Origin of the sequence: Neptunicella sp. (assembly GCF_048268085.1) — a bacterium.
GTDB lineage: Bacteria > Pseudomonadota > Gammaproteobacteria > Enterobacterales > Alteromonadaceae > Neptunicella.
On sequence record NZ_JBLWWF010000020.1, the window covers coordinates 26,520 to 46,083 of the forward strand.

Genomic DNA, 19,564 nt, shown 5'->3' on the forward strand with positions numbered 1-19,564 from the left:
CCATGATGATTACCTTAACCACCCCGGCCATTTTATTTCCGGCGATTTCCTTATTGTTGTTGGCTTACACCAATCGTTTTGTGACCTTAGCCAGTATTATTCGTACCTTTGACTCAACTGAAATTAGCGAAAGTGCCCAAAAGCAAATCGCCAACTTACGCAAACGCATTCAATTAATTAAACGCATGCAGGAAGCCGGTGCGGCCAGTTTTTTTCTGTGCGTGTTGGCCATGTTAGCGATTTATTCCGAATACCAGCAATTAGGCAGCTGGATATTCGGTGGTTCACTGGTACTTCTGTTGTACTCACTATGGATGTCGGTTTGGGAAATTAGAATTTCCGTCGAAGCATTAGATGTGCATTTACAAGAATATAATTTGTCCTATAAGAAGCGCAAATGATTCACATTGACTATCAACAGCTCAATCCACAGCATTTCGATGCGGTCATCCAACTGGGTAATCATGTACATGGTGACAATTACCTTGATCAGGCTGCCATTCAGCAAATTTATCAATTGGGTTTAAAAAATAATATCAATGCTAGCTGGGTCGCCTTTAACAAAGATAAACTGGTTGGCTTTCGTTTGACCATCGCTGCCGGGAACTGGCAGCCGGATAAATGGTGTAGCCCTGAATTATGGCCCACTTCAATCGAGACCACCTGTTACTTTAAATGCAACACCGTCAACCCCGACTATCAGGGCAATGGTATAGGTTCATCGATGCTGAAACACTCAATCAAAACCGCCCGTCAACAAGGTGCACAAGCAGGGTTGGCGCATATTTGGTTAGCCAGTCCGGGCAATAGCGCATTTAAGTATTTTTCAAAATGTGGTGGAACACTGGTTAAAGAACATCCGGGAAAATGGTTGGAAAACTGTATTTATGATGGCTACGTTTGCCCCATTTGCGGTACCGACTGCAATTGTGTCGCCGCAGAAATGATTTTACCCTTTGATCAAACAACCTTTTAAGCCCAGTACTCATGTACGATCCATTGGTAGATACTAGCCCCGGTCAAAATGCCCCCTATCCCGCTTCCTATTGGGCTAGTACAGTTGCACCGACCAACTATCCGCACGCCGAAGGTGAGGTGGATACCGATGTTGCCATTATCGGTGGCGGTTATACTGGACTCTCCTGCGCTTATCATTTAGCCCGGCAAGGAGTACAAGTCACCTTGCTGGAAGCCAATCAAATCGGTTGGGGATGTAGTGGTCGCAACGGTGGCTTTGTATTAAACGGGACGGGTCGCTTATCCTTCCCACAAATGCAGCTTCAATGGGGCGAACAGACTGCTAAATTAATTTACGCAGAATATCGCAGTGCCATTGAAAAAGTCGCCGAGCTGATTGAACTGGGTAATATTGCTTGTGATACACAGCCAGGCGGTTATCTCAAAGTTGCGCATCGCGCCAAACTGGTTTCAGGATTAGAGCAGCAAGCCGAGTTAATGCGCAACAGCTTTGATGATCCGGTGCAGTTTGTTGATCGTCAGCAACTACAGCAGCACTATATGAAAAGTGAGCAAGCCTATGGTGGCTTATTATTCCCTTACTGTTTTGGCGTACATCCGTTAAAAATGGTGCAAGGCTATGCCGCACTGGCTCACAACACCGGCGTACAGTTGCATCAAGGTTCACCGGTCATTAACTGGCAAAAACAGCAGGATAAACAAATACTGCATACCCCTTCGGCTCAGGTTCGCGCTAATAAAGTGGTGATTGCCAGTAACGGTTATACCCTGAATAAATTTCACCCCGAGATCGATAACCGCCACTTTCCGGTTTTGTCCAGCATCATTGTCACCGAACCGTTAACACAACAGCAGTTAACCGACTGTGGATTAAAACCGGGCTTAATGGTGATGGATACCCGATCGCTTAAATATTATTACCGTTTACTGCCGGATAATCGCATCCTGTTTGGTGGACGCGGAGCAATTTATGGCAAGCAGGCCAATGATCCGGTTTATCAAAAACGGCTTTTAGCTGCACTTAAACAAAGTTTTCCGCAACTTACCCAACTTAACGCCGAGTTTTTCTGGAGTGGCTGGGTCAGCGTCTCGCTGGATGACTATCCGCGCATTGCACAAGCTCAAACCGATGCCAATATCTTTTATGCGATGGGTTATTGTGGTTCGGGGGTGTCTTTTTCTACTCAGGCAGGATATCGATTAGCCCAGCGTGTGATGGACGAACCTATGACTGGAAATACTAGCCTGCCCGATTTACCCTTTTTTAACTCGCCACTGAAAAAATTCCCCTTCTCCCCCTTTCGCCGCATTGGGTTATCCGCATTTTACCACTGGGGCCGCTTTAAGGATGAATGGCTGTGAGCTTAGCCTATGGTGCGCTGAAAATGCTGAGTGGCAATGGCAATAAATGACATCACCTAGGCTTTTGTCATATCTGGCTTTGAGACTCCATAGAGCTTACGTTTGATGCCATCAGAGGTTAGCTATAGCGTGCAACTAAGTTGTTGTTCTACCTATGTTTTGACCAACAAACCTAGCACTAAAGCAATATGGTAAAAGCAGCGAAACAAATACGGAAAATGGTAAGGTAAACTAACCACAAGCACAGTCCGCTGCATAGCGGTGTTTATCAATTATCCAAAATAACTAAACTATTTTGACAATACTGATTTTAAATTACGCTTATATCATTATGAGGTTCCGCACAGCGCAAATGCATTAAATCTGCAACAGTTTATAGATAAGGAATAAGTCAATGACCACCAACAGAACATTTTATGGGTTAGCTCCCCTGGCTCTTGTGTTGATAGCTTTAATGGCCAGTCAGGCAGAAGCACGCATTATCCGCAGCGGCGGGTCAATAAAAGGTACAGATTCGTTTAACCATACCGTTAAGTTGGTGGATCAAAGTAATATTAATAGCGTAGGGTTAAGTGGTGGTAATGACTATGGCAGCTACTCCTACAATAGTTTTAGTCATTACGTTTATGCGACCCCTGCAATGGACTGCCACTATAAGATTGAGGATACCCGTGATGGCTTTATTCGCACCGACTGCGATTATGAGTTTGATTTGGGCGACCGCCTGCAATTACAAGGTTTTGTGGAAGTTTTCCTTAATAATTCAGCCAGCTACGACATTGTGTGGGAAATATTTCAGGGCACTAATAGTTGGGTATTTAGTGGCAGCGATACATGGTTAGCCGAAGATGATGATCCCGCCAGTGATAGCGATGATATCAAGAAAAATATCTTTCTGGACGCAGCTATGCCTCTGGATATGCTTGCCGGTGATTATACTGTGGCGTTAACTTTTAAGCAGTTCGCAGCTGATGGACAGCAGTACTTCAGTTACGATAGTCTTCGTGAGTTCTATGAATGTGAGCAGCACCAAGTAGCTCAGGATGAATTTGAAGAATTGTGTGGTCAAAGAGGTTTTGCAAGCGATGTTGACTCATATACCTCTTATAGAGAAGATTTGCACATTTTAGCCACTGATGTGCCCGAACCACCATTATTTTCGCTAATATTGGCTGGGTTTGGCGCCATGAGTTGGCGTCGGATTAAACGAGCATAATATATGAAATATGGGGGACGACTTATTTGTCTCCCTCACCGTCTACTTCTTTTTGTTGCTGTAAAAACGCACTGGCTTGCTCTGACTGTTGCTGCAATTTAGCTTCAATCTGCTTAAATAAAACCTGCGCTTCGGGATTTTCTTTTATGACATTGATTAGTGGATCTTTGCTGGTCCACCATTCTAACCAACCTGCATCCACCACTTGCTGTAAACGTTCTATGGCTAATTGAGGATCGTTGTTTAATGCAGCGATTCTGGTCATCAGGTACGTGTAAATATTATCAATCCCACCCACATTCAACGCCGCTGTTACTTGCTTATGGCACTGTGATATCAGTTTCTGTGCACTGTCAGTTTGCTCACTTTGTTGCAATGCCCAAGCGATTTCAATCGCCGGACTGCAATAAGGCATGGCATAGAGCTCTTGTTCAGAAAAAAGTGGATAGGCTTGTAATAATAGTGTGATTCCACGCTGGTCATCCCCAACCAGCATTTGATACCAACCCGCTTCGAACATGATCCACGGATCATCCGGATTAGCCGCCAGTTGGAAGTCCATTAGTTTAAATAGCTCATCATACTGACCAGATAGCAGCAAAAACGTCGGCTGATAACCTTCATCATCGGTAAGCGATTGGGCTTGATCGACCATTTTTAACTGCAGTAACACATTCAAATATTGTTGTTGAAAGTTGCTGTCCTCAGGGGAGATATCCAGTGTTTTTTTCCAGTATTCTAAACTGTCTGCCAAATGCCCTTGGTTATAGGCAACTCCGGCTAATCCCTTATATCCCATAGGCGAAGCCGGGAAGTCTTTAATTAACTGTTCGAATTGCAACTGTGCCTTTTGATAGTCAGCTTTACGAAAATATTCGTAGCCCAGATTATATTGCGTCGCAATGGATACGGGATCCAGTCTGGCTGCTATCTGCAATGATTCCAATGCTTCGTCATAACGATTTTGTCGCTGCAATTCATTAAATCGCCACATATAGGCGATTGCCAAATTGGGATTTAAGCTTATCGCTTTTTCATAAGCTGATAGCGCTTGATCATTTTGCTGTTGCAATTCAAATACCTTGCCTTGAATGGCATATGCACGGGCGATATTCTGATCGCGCACCAACGCTTTAGTAAGATTTTTTTCAGCTAACTGGGCGGCAATTTCCGGCTCCAACACCCCAAATCGATAGGCGCTTTTGGATAACATCAAAATACTATCAGCCAATCCCACATAGGCTTCAGCATATTCCGGATCCAAAGCAATAGCCTGTTGAAAATACTGGCGAGCCTGCTTCATTGATTCGGTAGTTTGCTGGCGATACTGTTCACGTCCCTTGAGGTATATCACATACGCATCGGTGCTATTAGTTTTGGCTATTTTTGCATTGCTATCGACGCCGAGATAATTGTCTTGTAACAAGTTGACAACTGAGCGCCCTACCTCGGATTCTACTGCAAAAATATCGGTTAACTTACGTTGAATATTGTCCGTCCACAGCGTACGCCCGTCAGAAGTGTCGATTAATTCCAGACGCAACTTTAATCTGTCACCGACAGTACGAATACTGCCGGATAAAATGGTTTGAACTTGTAGCCGCCGACCAATATCAATCGGTGTCATCTCTTTTTGACTGAGCACTAAAACCGAACTAAACGCTGAGACAGACAGCTCCGCCCGCTCTCCCAGTAAACTGGTCAATTCTTCGGATAAACCTTCGGCTAAATACGCCTGATCCTGATCAGGACTCAAATCCCTAAACGGCATTACCGCAATAGAATCGGCCTGTTTAACGCTTTCCACCCCTTGCTGAGATTTGGCTAAGTCTCCTTTTATTTGGTCGAACAATTCAAACCCTAATAATCCACTGCCAATCACAATCACTGCCAGTCCCGCCCAACGCCAAGGGCCTAAAGGTTTTATTGGCTCGTCGGTATCATCTGTAATACGTTCCAATCCATGCAGGGTAATATCAAAATACCAGGCTATGTAAAACACCACCGGGATACCCGCTAACAATACGATGGTAAAAAAACTGCCCACTAATGGAGACATATTGAGTAATGGCACCACCGTCGCCACTACTTGCAAGATCACCCAAACCAGTCCCAAATACGCCACCATAGTGCGTACGACATTACGGCGACGAAGTTCAGATAAGAAACGCATTAATACGTGCAAAGAATCACTCCCTGAGAGATTTTATGGACATCTTTTATTCAACATCCTATTCAATATTACCAACATTTCAACACTGCTTAGCCGCTAACACAATCGGCTAAAGATAATTCGCGCTACTTTTCGCCGCTCGTGCCAATCGCTCAGACAGATCGGTGCTTATATTGGCCAAAAGCTGAAAAGCCAACGCTGGATTATCTTGATGTAATTGATGTAATTGTTCATTTGTCAGCTCTATACAGGTTACCGGTCCCAGCGCCAAGGCACTACTGTATCGTTTACGCTCTTTTACTAATGCCATTTCGCCAAATACAAAACCAGGACATAGGGTCGCTACCACTTTAACCGGTTCAAGACGAGACTGTATTTTCAGGGTAACCTGTCCTTTAAGTACCACAAAAATTGAATCCGCAGCGGCATCTTGCGCAAAAATCTGTTCACCACATTGAAATTCACGATAGACAACATACTGACTTAAATCATCACGTTGCTGCGCTGTTAAACCAGCAAAAATGGGAGTGTTATTAATTGCCGTGATCTGACTATAACGATCTTGGCCAAATATTTTATCTAACAAGTTATTTTCAGCTTCAGCCAAGGCATCGAGTAATGAAATAAAATGTCCCTGACTACTGAATACATCCAGTGTTCCCATTTTTTGCAAAAACGCATTATCAGCTTCTCGCGTATCGATACCACTTAGTAATAATTGCTGACCAAAACGCTGACACTGATGTCGCAAACGCAATAACAACTCTGAGCCGGTACTGTCCACATCGGTAATGCGCTTCATATCCAGAATAATGGTATCTACATCCTGTTTATTCAGGTCTTGGATCCGGTTGCTGACTGCATCTGTGGTACCAAAAAATAACGCGCCTTCAATTTCAATGACTCTGATTTTGTCACCTTGCTCTTTGAGTAGTTGACGCTCGGCATGACAACGAACCACATTCGAACGCAGTTGTTTTCCACTGCGATCCTGACGAATAATTTCTCTTCCCATTCGATAAATAAACAGTATCAACGAAATAGCAATCCCCGCTCCCACTGCAGCGAAAACACCTATCGTCAGCATAATTAACATCACGGCTAACATGATCAATAAGTCGGGTACTCCCTCTCGGGATTCCTTATCTCCGCCAATCGCGATTTTGCCGAGTTTAACGCTCCATTTATCGATAGCCTGAATGGAAAATGCGATTAATAAACTAGCTAATACGATAGTGGGTAATAAACTGATCAACGGGCCTAAAAACAGCAATATCAACAATGAAAAAAGGCCACAGCTGAATTTAGATAATGTGTTACGACCACCGTTGGCATAATTAACCAAAGTATTGGAATTACCGGCAACCACCACACCACCAAATAGCGATAACAACATATTGCCTAATCCCTGACCGACCAACTCATGATTACCATTGGAACGCTCGGCCAGTAAATTGTCGGCACTGGCCATAAATAGCAAACTCCACAACGACAGCACCGCTGCAACAGCCATAGCAAACGGTAATAAATCTACAACGAGCGGTAACTGGCTGCTATCTAGCTGCAAAAATTGGATAAGATATAGAGGTTGTGGAATACCACTGGGTAATCCTTGCAAGGTGGTTCCCGGTGCACTCCCCTGCAACCAAGCGATGCCATAAAAGGCAGCGCAGCCCAATGCAATTCCAATAAATACCGGTGGTATTCTGCTAATAAAAAAGGGTCCATAAACTAACGCCAACATGGTGACCAAACCGATCCCCACTAACGACCAATTGATGTAGGCCAGCTGTTGCAAGCCACTTACATCAGGATGGTCTGGCACGTTTAAAAATGCGGGTAGTTGGCTGGTCACAATCAGAATCGCCACACCATTAACCAGTCCTGAAATGACCGGTTGGGGAATATACTTGACTAAACTGCCCATCTTTAACACCCCGGCGATAACCTGAAACACCCCACTGAAAAACATCACCAAGAACAGTAACGTTAATGCCAATGGAATCTGCTCCGCTGCGGGTAACTCAGTGGTATGGTTAAGGATAAATGTCAGAGCAGACGCCAACATCATCGACGCGAGTGAAAAGGTACTATTAATTACAATTCCATTACTTCGGCCAATCGTAATAAGGTTACCGAAAATCAGTGCCAACATGCCGGCCAGAATTCCCAAAGGCAAATAATCCGGCCCCAATGGCGCAAATGCCACGGTGGCATAAGCCATTGCTTTAGGCAGGGTAACTATCGACGCGACGACGCCACCGGTAATATCACTGCGCCACGCAGAATTGGTCATTTTTTCCATAAATTTTACGACTTCTTTTGAATCAGCAAAGGCTCCTGACTAATAAGCGTAAAAGGCTGAAGAATTTGTCACAGAATGCGAGGGTTAGTAGACGTTGTATTATCAATAACGCCAAACTAACCAGACAATATTGAAGAACGACAGCGTCTTCGGGGTTAGCAATAAAAAAGGGAAGCCGCGCTTCCCTTAATCAATGACAGAGGTGATTTAATTTAATGTAATTCTGGCAAACTTACGTTTACCCACCTGATATACTTTAGTCGTAGAGTCAGTTAGTACCAACTTAGTATCCTCGACTTTATCACCATCAATTTTAACTGCCCCTTGCTTAATCATCCTGATTGCATCGGAGGTAGAGTTCACCAGCTCCGCTTCTTTAAGCAAATTAGCAATCGCAATACCGTCTGCTTCCAAAGCAAAGCTTAACTCAGGCATATCATCAGGGATGGCATTTTTTTGAAAACGCTGGATAAAATCCTGATGGGCACCTTCGGCAGCCGCTTTATCATGAAAACGTTCGATAATTTCTTTGGCCAAGGCGATTTTAATATCACGTGGATTAGCACCGTCAGCCATCTGCTGTTTTAACTGACTAATTTCTTCAAGCGGACGGAAGCTTAACAAGTCGTAGTAACGCCACATCAATTCATCAGAGATCGACATGATTTTGCCAAACATATCGTTCGGCGTATCAGTGATGCCAATATAATTATTCAGCGACTTGGACATTTTCTGTACGCCATCGAGGCCTTCGAGTAGCGGCATCATTAATACGGTTTGGGGGCGTTGGCCTTCCTCTTTTTGCAGTTCGCGCCCCATTAGCAGGTTAAAGCGCTGATCTGTACCGCCCAACTCGACGTCGGATTGCAGTGCCACTGAATCCCAGCCTTGTACTAACGGATATAAAAATTCATGGATCGCTATCGGCTGACCACCGTTATAACGCTTTTTGAAATCATCACGCTCCAACATCCTTGCCACCGTTTGACGGGCAGCCAGTTTGATCATGCCCGCAGCGCCTAACTGTTCCATCCATTCTGAATTAAAACGAATGGTGGTTTTGGCCGGATCGAGAATTTTAAATACCTGCTCTTTGTAAGTTTCGGCATTGGCTAATACGTCTTCTTTGGTCAGAGGCTTACGGGTGACGTTTTTACCAGTGGGATCACCAATCATGCCGGTAAAGTCGCCAATCAGGAAAATAACCTCGTGACCTAACTGCTGGAAGGTACGTAGTTTGTTGATTAATACGGTATGACCTAAATGCAGATCAGGCGCAGTAGGATCAAAACCCGCTTTAATTTTCAACGGTTTACCTGTTTTCAGTTTGTCGGCTAATTCTTCTCCGACCAGAATTTCTTCTGCTCCCCGCTGAATTTCCGCCAAAGCGGCTTGCCAATCTGACATTATTTACTCCTCAATCCGTCATACTAAATGCGCTAAAAGCCAGCAGCGCATTCTACTTGGGCACATCAGGCATTTAAAGAGTAACGAGAATGAAAAGGGAATTTTATTGTTCGATGATGGACTAATTAGCGTCAGGCCAATTAGTTATGACTATTTTTTAACCAATTGCCGATACATAATAATAACCCGCTATACCCTTTAACTATCGGGTTTACTGGAAAATCATATTGATTTCTTATATTCTGCGCTTAGTACTACATAGGTTGTAAACGTTTTATGCTTAAATCTACTTTCCAACAGTTACCTCATCGCCACAAGGTGCTGCTCTCATTTTTCCTGGCAATCACTTTTATTCTGATTCTTTTACCCTCAGAACCTGCCAGCGCCTCCAAGCAAACTAACGTCAATGCCGATGATTTGGTTTTAGGTCAGTTGTACCCTTTACCATTGCATTTGGAAAGCCTATCTGAAGATGCCTTACTCGATGAGATGGACAGCCCCGACTGGAAAACCTACACCGTGCGTAAAGGTGATAACCTGGCCAAAATATTTGATCGGGCCGGTTTAACACCACAAGAAGTGTATGCGGTTTCTCATGCGGGTAAAGATGCCAAAAAATTACTTAAAATGATGCCTGGTGATGAATTATCCATATTAACCAACAAGCAAGGGCAATTTCGCTCTTTGAATTTCCGCTTTTCTCCAACCGAATCACTGAATATCAGTTTTAACGATAAAAATCAGCTACAGACGCAAATCGACAAAAAGCGGATAGAAAGCTTACTGAGCTTTACTAACGGTGATATTGAAAGCAGTTTCTGGAATGCCGGTGTAAAAGCGGGCATGACTGAAAAGCAAATTATGAGTCTGGCCAATATCTTTGGTTGGGATATCGATTTTGCTTTGGAATTACGCACCGGAGACAGTTTTAGTGTCATCTTCGAAGAAAATTACATAGATGGTGAATTTGTTGGCTATGGCGATATTGTTGCGGCCGAATTTGTTAACCAAGGTGAAAAATTCTCTGCCATTCGTTATGACGATGGCCGTTATTACACGCCAGAAGGGCGTAGTTTACGCAAGAGCTTTTTGCGTGCTCCGGTTAACTTTAAATATATAAGTTCAAACTTTAACCCTCACCGTTTCCACCCAATTCAGAAACGTTATAAACCCCATAACGGTATTGACTATCGCGCTGCAACTGGCACGCCTGTTGTCGCATCAGGTGATGGCAAAGTGATTAAAGCCGGTTATAACCGCTTTAACGGAAACTATGTATTTATTCAGCACGGCGAAAAATACGTGACCAAGTATTTACACTTTTCCAAACGAGTAGCCAAATTGGGACAAAAGGTAAAACAGGGTCAGGTTATCGGTTATGTAGGCATGACGGGGATGGCCGAAGCACCGCATTTGCACTATGAATTTTTAGTCGATGGCGTACACCGTAATCCTCGTACCGTGAAATTACCTAAAGCAGAACCTATTGCCAAATCTGAACGCGCTAAATTTATGACTATTGCCGATCATTATCTGGCCCAGTTACAAAATAACAAGCGCATTATGTTAGCCATGAACTAAAATCAGTTGCCTTAGTAAAACCAAGGCAACCTCATCACATTATTGAGCCTAAACTATGTCCTCGATTTACATTGGTTTAATGTCCGGTACCAGCATGGATGGCATCGATGCCGCGTTGGTGGACTTCACCGATCCTAGTCTTCCCAAGTTACTCGACTTCACCACCTTACAATACGATGATGAATTACTGGCTGAGTTGCATAAACTCAATCATCCGGAACAAGACGAAGTTCATCGAGTCGGCACCGCTAATCGCAAAGTAGGCAAAGCTTTTGCCGCTGCAGCCGTGGATTTGCTAACGCGCAATAACCTTGATGCGCAACAAGTCATTGCGATAGGTTCTCACGGACAAACTATCCGCCATTTACCTGATGGTGAATTGGGTTTTAGCGTACAGATCGGTGATGCTCATACCATTGCAGTCCAAACCGGTGTGGATGTCATTGCCGATTTCCGTAACAAAGATATCGCTCTGGGTGGCCAAGGTGCACCGTTAGTCCCCGCCTTTCACCGTGCCATATTTAGTCATGCCGAGATCAATCGAGCCGTTGTCAATATTGGGGGAATTGCGAATATTTCCTATTTACCGGCCAATAACCAAAGTGCAGTAGTTGGCTTTGATACCGGCCCTGGTAATACCCTAATGGATAGTTGGTGTCGTAAACATCTCAATATGACCTATGACAAAGATGGCGAATGGGCAGCGGGTGGTCAATGCGATCCTCAATTGCTCAGAAGTTTGCAATCTCACCCCTATTTTAAAGAAGCCGCGCCTAAAAGTACTGGCCGTGATGCGTTTCATCTTGACTGGCTTGAGCAGCAATTAGCCGTTCAACCCCAAAAAATTAGTCCACAAGATGTACAGGCCACATTGCTGCAACTGACAGCTCAAAGTATTGCAGATGGCTTATCGGCATTTGCCTTATCCGAAGTTTACATTTGTGGTGGTGGAGCTCGTAATATCGCGTTGATGAAAGCGTTACAAGCCAGCATGCCGGATTGTAAAACCCATACCACAGATGAATTGGGTGTCGATGCAGATGCAGTAGAAGGGATGGCATTTGCCTGGTTAGCCTATGCGCATAAAAACAATATCTGCGGTAATATTCCCCATGCCACTGGCGCATCTCGTGAAGCAATATTGGGTGCCTGTTATCCTGCTGGTTAATTTACCCTAGGCGGCTAAAACTATGAAACAAGCTCATCGTCCATTGGATAATATTGACATCGAGATCCTGTCCCACCTGTTTCGGGATGCGCGCATCAGCAATAAAGACTTGGCTGAACATATTGGTATGTCACCGTCATCTTGTCTGGAACGCGTTAAACGATTGCAAACCGATGGCATCATTGAAGGTAGTAGCTTATCTATTAACTTTAATGCGCTGGGCGGGCACATTCAGGCAATGGTATCGGTGCGCTTATCTGATCATAGTCGCCACACGGTGGATCAATTTCAGCAAGATATTTTGCAACAGCCCGAAGTGATTGGTGTATTTCACATGGGCGGGGTCGATGACTTTTTATTGCATGTTACGGTGTCTGACACCGCCCATTTACGCGATTTTGTGTTTAATGCGATTACGGCCAGAGCTGAAATTAATCATGTGGAAACCGCTCTGGTTTACGATTACAAAATAAGTAAACGCTTACCTTCATTTTAGATAACGTCGATGGGCAATAAATAGGGTTATTCCTTGACGCCACACTGACCTGTCGTGACTACAACGTCAGCAACGACAACTTTTCCAGGCAACCGATCCAGCCATCCTGATGGTCATTACACACTTGCTGATCCGGCAATTCACTATGAACTAATTCCAGTTGTGACGTATTGTCATTCACAGCGCTGAAGGTTAATTCCACTCTACTTACCTCGTCACTGCCTAACCATTGCCAGCTAAACACCAGCTTTTCATTGGTTTCAATTTGCAGGTATTCGCCCATCACAATATTCTGTTCACCGCTGGGCTCCTGCATCACAATCCGGTATTTGCCACCTTCAGTAAAACTGCTCATGGCTTGCGCTACTACCATATTGCCGGGGGCAAACCATTGCAATAATAAATCAGGCTTGTACCAAGCTTCATACAGCGCACTGACAGGTGCATTAAAGGTGACACTTAACTGAGTTTGGTACATAAGGCCTCTACTTGACTGGAGATTGTGTTTAATTCAATTGCAGATGATGACTAAATAACTGCGTTAGTGTATCGGCATTTTGCGCACCTTTAATAGCGAATATTACTAATTCTTGCTGGTTAGCGAGTAATTTTGCCAGAAACCCCAAATCAATCATTCCATCGTCAAGGTGGGAATGAGTTGCTTCTGCCCTGCTGCGCTTAGCAAACAACGCATCGGCTTCATCAAAGAACAGGATCCATTGCTGAGCCTGTGCTTGACTAAATAACTTGGCCAGGTTCTTCTCTGTCTCGCCAATATATTTTTCTGACCATTTTGCACAATCAATCAAACAAACCGGCTGTACTAGTCGCTCAGCTAACCATGTAACAGTGTAATATCTGGTCAACGCTGTAGGCCCTGTCATCAGTACTGTGATTTGACGTTTTTTACTGCTAAGCAACCTAATATCGTTTAACTGTGCACGAACATCATCACTTAAGTCCGGTTCTTGACGCAACTCAACCACATGGTCGAGCCTGTAAGTTCCGGCCATACGCCCAGCCTGAATATGGCTAAAATGCTGCCTGAAGAATTCGATTGCCATTTTTATCTCCCACCTTGTTTCATCCCTCATAGCTTAGTTCAATCAGGCGATTTCCGTTTAAACCGAATGGGATTCCAGCACATCTTCCATTTTAGCCGTGGAGTCAAGATGTTGTTGATACACTTGCAGACTAATCTGCCTATACAGTTCATCTATTTCCTTTGCTGGCATAAAACCATCACTGAATCCCGGACGTACCGGATCGATATGCATTCTGGCGCTGTTAATCAAATGAGCAATCAGTTCCTTAACATTTTCGGTGCCCATGGCTATCCGCATGGTTGTCAGATGAATGCCTGCCGCTTGTTGAGCGTTACTGTCCAGTTCAGAATGAGAAGTCAACGCCGGGCACAGAATGATGGTGTTATTTTGGCCAATTGATACCTGATGACTAAAACCGGGTTCGAGCGCATCAAAAAAACGCACAAAAGTATCACGATCCAGTCCGGCATTTTCCATATCCACAGTAAATAGCGCACAAGGCCAGCCATGGCGTAATTGAGATTCACGCAACGCTGCGTTTTTATGTTCAGCCAACCCGTGACAATTCACCCTAAAATCCGGGTGAGCCGCCAGAAAACGACTAAAAATCCGGGTATTGATCACTTTACTGATGACTCGTTGTTCCAACGTTTTCATGCCAGTGAGTACGTCAAAGGCTTTCTCCGAGTCCAAAAAAGCCCCCTTGATGTAGTATACATCCCAGAACATGGTCTTCGACCAGTTCAAACCATTTACCTCATCGCCTTTGGCCTGAAACATACGGTAGGCTTCACCGATAACCACACCGGCAGTGGTAGCGCCGCTGCCGCAAATATCTTTGGTATAACTGTGCACCACATAATCAGGACGCTCGGTTTTATCATCCCGTTGTAACGACTGTTGTAAAATAGGCGTCGCCAAGGTGGCATCAAGCATCACCAAATATCCCTGTTGATGAGCAATTTTACTAATACCGGCGACATCCAGTACATAACCATGGGGATTACAAGGTGATTCAATATACACATGGCAGTATGCGCCATTACTCAGTTTATCTTGATGGCGTTGCTGCACTTCTGCTTGAAAGACAGCGAATTCATTGGCACTGTAGCCATCAAACCATTCAAGCTGGATAGCCATTTTGTCTGGCCGCGCAAAGTAGTCCTGTAACAGCTGAAAAACGCCACCATACACGTTACGTGACACAATCAGCACATCGCCGTGGCTTAAAACATTGGATAGCAACCCGTCAATTGCCGCCATGCCCGAATTAAAATTCCATGCCATATAATCCGCTGCGTACTGCCCTGCTTCCAAATCAACAATGGCATTGGCCAGAGAAATGCTGGTGGGATTCAATAGGCGGGAATAAATCTGATGGGTAAATTCTTTCCCCTGAAACGCATCATCAATCCATTCGGTACAGGCATAAACATAGGTTGCCGTTTTGACAATCACCGGATTAGCCGAAAACAACGCCGTCACATTATCAAATAACGGATAATGGCCTTTGACTAAATGTGAACCACTTTGCTTGTGTAAACTTTGATGGGTAGCCCGAAACGGGTTTTGTAAAGTATCAAGTATTTTGGCCAACTGGAATGACAGGAACTTCTTCGCATTGAAATAGGCAATACGATCCTGTTTATCCAAACTGGCCAACGTTTCGTTAGTAATCGCCCACAATTGATGCACATCCACATGAGTCTGATAAAGGTGTAATGCAGCATGATATAAGGCATCACCATAATCGCTATGAATATCGATGCCAAAATGCTGAAGTTGCTCTTTGGCTAATGACTCCATATCCGGCGCGCGGGTAGAGTTACGTTTGGGTGAAAGTATTTTGGCTTGTTCCAGTTGAGTGGTATTCATTATAAATCTCTTGATAAAATTCAATAAACCCATTATCAACAGAATTATATTTTTATATAAGCCAATTAATCAGAATTATATTTCAAACAATGCAAAGTTAACTTTACTTTATCCATATATCCCGGCTACAGACGCCAATCAGTGCGACAATTTGCCGCAGCACCCGTTACTTTTTATGCTTGAACAGCATCAGTGAATAGGCTTCAATAACCGTTATGCGCGCAAATCTGTTTGTCTCTTTTTCTCCCGGCAATTCCCTTTTCCCTCAATTAATTGAGTTACGGGTTATTTATGCCTTAACCGCTGTGATCAGTGGTTATTTGGCACAGTTAAGTGGCTTGTACTGGTTGATATTAGGGATTTACATCGCGCTTAATCCCCTGAGCTATTTGTTGCGCCAACGATTAGTCTCGCTGCCTGCACTGGCGTTATTACTTATCGTTGATGTACTGGCATTGAGTTATTTTATTTACGCCAACAATGGTGTGTTATCCGGCTGGGTGTCCGCGTTGTTATTGCCTGCGGTGATAGGCTCTTTATCGTTATCGCGTATACTGGCCTGGATGACCACAATTGTCGCAATGCTATGTTACGCGTTACTCATCTTTATCTATTTACTACCCGCAGCACAACCTCATATGCACCTGCATTCCAGCAATATGAATGAACATATGCTAGGCATGTTAATCACGTTTTGGGTGTCTGCCTTTTTAATCACCGCGTTTATTACCGCACAAGCCAGAATCTTGCGTGAACAGCACCAGCATATTATGCAACAGCAACAACGCCAATTGCGCGATGAACAAATTATGGCAGTCGCAACACTCACCGCTAATACTGCCCATCATATCGCCACACCACTGGCTAGTGCACAAATGCTGGTAGATGAACTGGATGAGTTAACGGAGATTGAAAGACACGAGCATCAACAGTTGCTTACCCAGCAATTGCAACGCTGCCAACACGCTTTGGATACGGTGATCCAGCAAGGTAAAAGCTTTGATCCGCAAAAGTATCAACGTAGTCAAGTCACTCAATGGTTAACCCAACTGTGCGATAGTTGGTGGCTAACGCATAATGAAGTGGTATTGGAGCGACAGTTTGACGAACAGCTTACCCATTGCAGTATTGAATATAAAGACAGCCTGAATTTAGCCATTGCTAACATTTTAGATAATGCCGCACGTGCTTGCGCCAACAATCAACGGGCGCAGATTATTCTGCAAGCCCAACTTAACCAACAACAGTTGTTAATTAATATCATTGATAATGGTGAAGGGATAGACGATGCGTTGATTGATCAGCTTGGTCGTCACTTTGTATCGGGTAAGGGTTATGGTATTGGCTTAGCGCTGGCCAATGCCAGTATCGAACAGGCTGGAGGTTCCGTCTTTATTCGCAATCTGACCGAAGGCGTTTGCACCGAAATCCGTTTGCCTTTAATTGCACAGGAAAATCAACCTTGATCGCGGTCGTCGATGATGATGAGGTGTATGCCAGCGCCTTAATGCGTCGCTTACAACGACATGATCTCGCGGCATGTTATTTTACTCATCCTGAACCATTACTATTAACCCATCAAGCCTATAGCCACTTGTTACTGGACTTGAATCTGGGTAGTGAATCGATGTTGCAGTATATCCCGGCTATTCGACGGCATTATCCGGACAGCAAAATCTGGATCGTCACCGGTTATGCCAGTATTGCCACCACAGTCAACGCAATCAAACTGGGTGCTGATGATTACTTAACCAAACCGTTAGATTTTAAAGGACTATTGGCCAAAATCGATGATCAACAAATCGAAGACAATGAACTCAGTCCATTATCTTCAGCACAACTGGAATGGGAACATATTCAGCGGGTATTACAGGAAAATAACGGCAATATCTCGGTCGCCGCCAGAGTATTAAATATGCACCGGCGGACACTACAGCGAAAACTGCAAAAGAAACCGATCTGGTAACTGTCGATTATAATGAATTTAGCTACTACGAGGATCGGTACTGGCGACTTCGATTCGGTCTTTATGTTTGGTCTGAAAAGCCAATAGCGCCGGCACTCCTTGCAGGTTATGCAATTGACGAAATTCCACCCAGTCAATTAAGCAGAATAGGCAAATTTCCGGATAACCCCACTGCTCAAACTGCTGTTGTTCCACCAGGCTATTAAGGTGTTGCAATGTCGCCTCAATACGTTCCCGTTGTAACTTGAAATACAGCTTATCGGCTTGGGTATCAATGCCCGAACGTTGTAATAGCAGTAGTTGTACAAATGAATCATTCGCCGAATCAATTAGCGTGAGTTGATTCTCTTGCTCCCAGCTTAAGGGTTGACCCGCCTGTTTTTGTTGCAGATACCTGAAAATGACGCGTGAGTCATAAATTAACTCACCTTCGTCTTCGATCATGGGTATTTTCATAGTGGGATTGCGAGAAGCCAGTAACGCCCGATCTTCACCTTCAAAAATCTGCAAATTAATATATTGATGTTCCACATTTGCCAACCACATTCTTATGCGTCTAACAAACGGAGATGTCGTAGATCCGTAAAGTTTTAACATGCTTTATCCCCCATTTAACTGCCAGAAAAACATCATACAATGCCGTTCCTTATTCTAGCCAGTGCCGATTGATAATTGTTGTTTAAACATCGATTAATACCCAAATTATGATAAAATTATCTGATCAGTTTTTTTGCAGTCTGGCTGCAATCAGGCATCAATATTATTAATCCGTAGGTAGTAGAGTCATTGTTGAATTATTGTCATCACCTTTCCAGTCATGCTGTCGCTAAGCGTTTGGCCGTATTGTTGTGCTTATTGCTCATCAGCAAGGCAGACATAGCCGCTTCACAAGAGTTCGTCATTGGGGTAGAGGATGTTCCTTATTATCCTTTATTTGATTTTCAACAAAACAAACCAAGCTTTACGACGGAATTACTCGATGAATTTGCCCGCAGCAAAGGCTACAACTTTCGTTATGTGCCTTTACCAATTAAGCGTTTCCACAAATGGTTAGTGGATGAGGATATCGATTTTAAATATCCCGATAACGAGCGGTGGCTGGGAGATAAAAATAATCCAGAAAATCTGGTGTACAGTGATCCTACTATTAAACTGATAGGCGGCACATTAGTCTTAGCCAAAAATCTGAATAAAAACATAAACGATTTCAAAATCGTCGGCACATTGTTGGGGTTTTATCCGACCTTGTGGGTAGACGAAATTAAAGCGGCAAAGGTCACGTTATATGAAAACTCATCAACTATGGTGTTGATTCAACAGGCGTTACGGGAACAAATAGATGGGCTAACCCTTGACCCTTCTGTGGTCGAATATCATTTACAACGTTTGGGTAGAAGTGGAGAGTTGGTGCTCAATCAGAACTATCAATATCAAATTTACAATTATCATCTTTCAACCATTAAACACGCGAATATTATCACCGAATTTAATGCGTTCTTGGCACAGCACCAAAGCTTCCTGCAATCGCTGCACCAAAAATACCAACTCACTGATTATCGACAATATGTTAAATAGTCAATGAGTGGGCGGTTTGGCATCCGCACAGATAGATTAAATACTAAAGCTGGAACCGCATCCACAGGTGGTGGTCGCATTGGGATTATTAACCAGAAAACGGGAACCTTCCAAGCCTTCCACATAATCTACTTCACCACCAACCAGATATTGCAAGCTCATAGGATCAACAACTAACGTCACGCCTTCTTTATCAATGGTGGTATCACCATCATTGACTTTTTCATCAAAGGTAAAGCCATACTGAAAGCCTGAACAGCCACCACCGGTAACAAAAACCCGTAATTTTAATTGGGGATTTTCTTCCTCAGCGATCAACGCCTGCACTTTTTTGGCGGCCGAATTGGAAAACTCGATAGGTACTGCGGTTTGTACGGACATGCTAACCTCTTGCAAAACGGAAGTTCATAAAACAG

The 19,564-nt window shown here is 43.9% G+C and carries 18 protein-coding genes; 10 read left to right on the forward strand and 8 right to left on the reverse strand.

Annotated elements, in window-relative coordinates; translation table 11 throughout:
- Positions 1-2: 2 nt before the first annotated feature.
- From ACTD55_RS15290 to ACTD55_RS15305, 4 genes are all read left to right on the forward strand, one after another.
- Positions 3-401, forward strand: coding sequence for a DUF2721 domain-containing protein (locus ACTD55_RS15290; RefSeq protein ID WP_438865206.1), 399 nt, complete (start codon positions 3-5; stop codon positions 399-401).
- The gene (locus tag ACTD55_RS15295) at positions 398-976 is read left to right on the forward strand and encodes a GNAT family N-acetyltransferase (RefSeq protein WP_438865207.1); all 579 of its coding nucleotides are present in this window, start codon (positions 398-400) and stop codon (positions 974-976) included. The genes ACTD55_RS15290 and ACTD55_RS15295 overlap by 4 nt, the downstream gene beginning before the upstream one ends.
- Positions 977-987: 11 nt before the next feature.
- Complete coding sequence (locus ACTD55_RS15300) at positions 988-2,340, forward strand: NAD(P)/FAD-dependent oxidoreductase (protein ID WP_438865208.1); 1,353 nt, start codon at positions 988-990, stop codon at positions 2,338-2,340.
- A 394-nt stretch (positions 2,341-2,734) separates the two neighbouring features.
- Complete coding sequence (locus ACTD55_RS15305; protein ID WP_438865209.1) at positions 2,735-3,556, forward strand: hypothetical protein; 822 nt, start codon at positions 2,735-2,737, stop codon at positions 3,554-3,556.
- 22 nt (positions 3,557-3,578) lie between these two features.
- On the opposite strand, the gene ACTD55_RS15310 is transcribed toward ACTD55_RS15305, so the two are convergent.
- The 3 genes from ACTD55_RS15310 to tyrS all read right to left on the reverse strand — a co-directional run bounded on the left by ACTD55_RS15310 (position 3,579) and on the right by tyrS (position 9,441).
- Positions 3,579-5,741, reverse strand: coding sequence for a tetratricopeptide repeat protein (locus tag ACTD55_RS15310; protein WP_438865210.1), 2,163 nt, complete (start codon positions 5,739-5,741; stop codon positions 3,579-3,581).
- A gap of 97 nt (positions 5,742-5,838) precedes the next feature.
- Positions 5,839-8,034, reverse strand: a complete 2,196-nt coding sequence (locus ACTD55_RS15315) for an SLC26A/SulP transporter family protein (protein ID WP_438865211.1) — start codon at positions 8,032-8,034, stop codon at positions 5,839-5,841.
- A 207-nt stretch (positions 8,035-8,241) separates the two neighbouring features.
- On the reverse strand, positions 8,242-9,441 hold the full coding sequence (gene tyrS, locus ACTD55_RS15320) for a tyrosine--tRNA ligase (RefSeq protein ID WP_438865212.1): 1,200 nt from the start codon (positions 9,439-9,441) through the stop codon (positions 8,242-8,244).
- 276 nt (positions 9,442-9,717) lie between these two features.
- Between tyrS and ACTD55_RS15325 the strand changes: the two genes are divergently transcribed.
- The 3 genes from ACTD55_RS15325 to ACTD55_RS15335 are packed head-to-tail and all read left to right on the forward strand — an operon-like array spanning position 9,718 to position 12,686.
- Complete coding sequence (locus ACTD55_RS15325) at positions 9,718-11,022, forward strand: OapA family protein (protein WP_438865213.1); 1,305 nt, start codon at positions 9,718-9,720, stop codon at positions 11,020-11,022.
- Between the two features lie 55 nt (positions 11,023-11,077).
- Positions 11,078-12,190, forward strand: coding sequence for an anhydro-N-acetylmuramic acid kinase (locus ACTD55_RS15330; RefSeq protein WP_438865214.1), 1,113 nt, complete (start codon positions 11,078-11,080; stop codon positions 12,188-12,190).
- A 22-nt stretch (positions 12,191-12,212) separates the two neighbouring features.
- Positions 12,213-12,686: an Lrp/AsnC family transcriptional regulator gene (locus ACTD55_RS15335; RefSeq protein WP_438865215.1), complete on the forward strand. Its 474-nt coding sequence runs from the start codon at positions 12,213-12,215 to the stop codon at positions 12,684-12,686.
- 58 nt (positions 12,687-12,744) lie between these two features.
- Here the strand turns inward: ACTD55_RS15335 and ACTD55_RS15340 are convergent, their stop codons facing one another.
- From ACTD55_RS15340 to ACTD55_RS15350, 3 genes are read right to left on the reverse strand one after another with little or no spacing between them, the layout of a single operon-like run.
- Positions 12,745-13,164, reverse strand: coding sequence for an SRPBCC family protein (locus tag ACTD55_RS15340; RefSeq protein WP_438865216.1), 420 nt, complete (start codon positions 13,162-13,164; stop codon positions 12,745-12,747).
- Between the two features lie 28 nt (positions 13,165-13,192).
- Positions 13,193-13,750: an AAA family ATPase gene (locus ACTD55_RS15345; RefSeq protein WP_438865217.1), complete on the reverse strand. Its 558-nt coding sequence runs from the start codon at positions 13,748-13,750 to the stop codon at positions 13,193-13,195.
- Between the two features lie 57 nt (positions 13,751-13,807).
- Complete coding sequence (locus ACTD55_RS15350) at positions 13,808-15,607, reverse strand: trans-sulfuration enzyme family protein (protein ID WP_438865218.1); 1,800 nt, start codon at positions 15,605-15,607, stop codon at positions 13,808-13,810.
- 215 nt (positions 15,608-15,822) lie between these two features.
- Here ACTD55_RS15350 and ACTD55_RS15355 point away from each other — a divergent pair, with 215 nt between their 5' ends.
- Entirely contained in the window at positions 15,823-17,073 is a 1,251-nt protein-coding gene (locus ACTD55_RS15355; RefSeq protein ID WP_438865219.1) for an ATP-binding protein, read from the forward strand.
- Entirely contained in the window at positions 17,070-17,573 is a 504-nt protein-coding gene (locus ACTD55_RS15360) for a response regulator transcription factor (protein WP_438865220.1), read from the forward strand. Before ACTD55_RS15355 ends, ACTD55_RS15360 begins: the two co-directional genes overlap by 4 nt.
- An 18-nt stretch (positions 17,574-17,591) precedes the next feature.
- Here ACTD55_RS15360 and ACTD55_RS15365 read toward each other — a convergent pair whose 3' ends face one another.
- Positions 17,592-18,170 (reverse strand): glutathione S-transferase family protein, encoded by a 579-nt coding sequence (locus ACTD55_RS15365; protein ID WP_438865221.1) that lies wholly within the window; start codon positions 18,168-18,170, stop codon positions 17,592-17,594.
- A 192-nt stretch (positions 18,171-18,362) separates the two neighbouring features.
- On the opposite strand from ACTD55_RS15365, the gene ACTD55_RS15370 reads away from it, so the two are divergent.
- Positions 18,363-19,148 (forward strand): hypothetical protein, encoded by a 786-nt coding sequence (locus ACTD55_RS15370; protein WP_438865222.1) that lies wholly within the window; start codon positions 18,363-18,365, stop codon positions 19,146-19,148.
- Between the two features lie 36 nt (positions 19,149-19,184).
- On the opposite strand, the gene erpA is transcribed toward ACTD55_RS15370, so the two are convergent.
- The gene (erpA, locus tag ACTD55_RS15375; protein WP_438865223.1) at positions 19,185-19,529 is read right to left on the reverse strand and encodes an iron-sulfur cluster insertion protein ErpA; all 345 of its coding nucleotides are present in this window, start codon (positions 19,527-19,529) and stop codon (positions 19,185-19,187) included.
- Between the last annotated feature and the right edge of the window lie 35 nt (positions 19,530-19,564).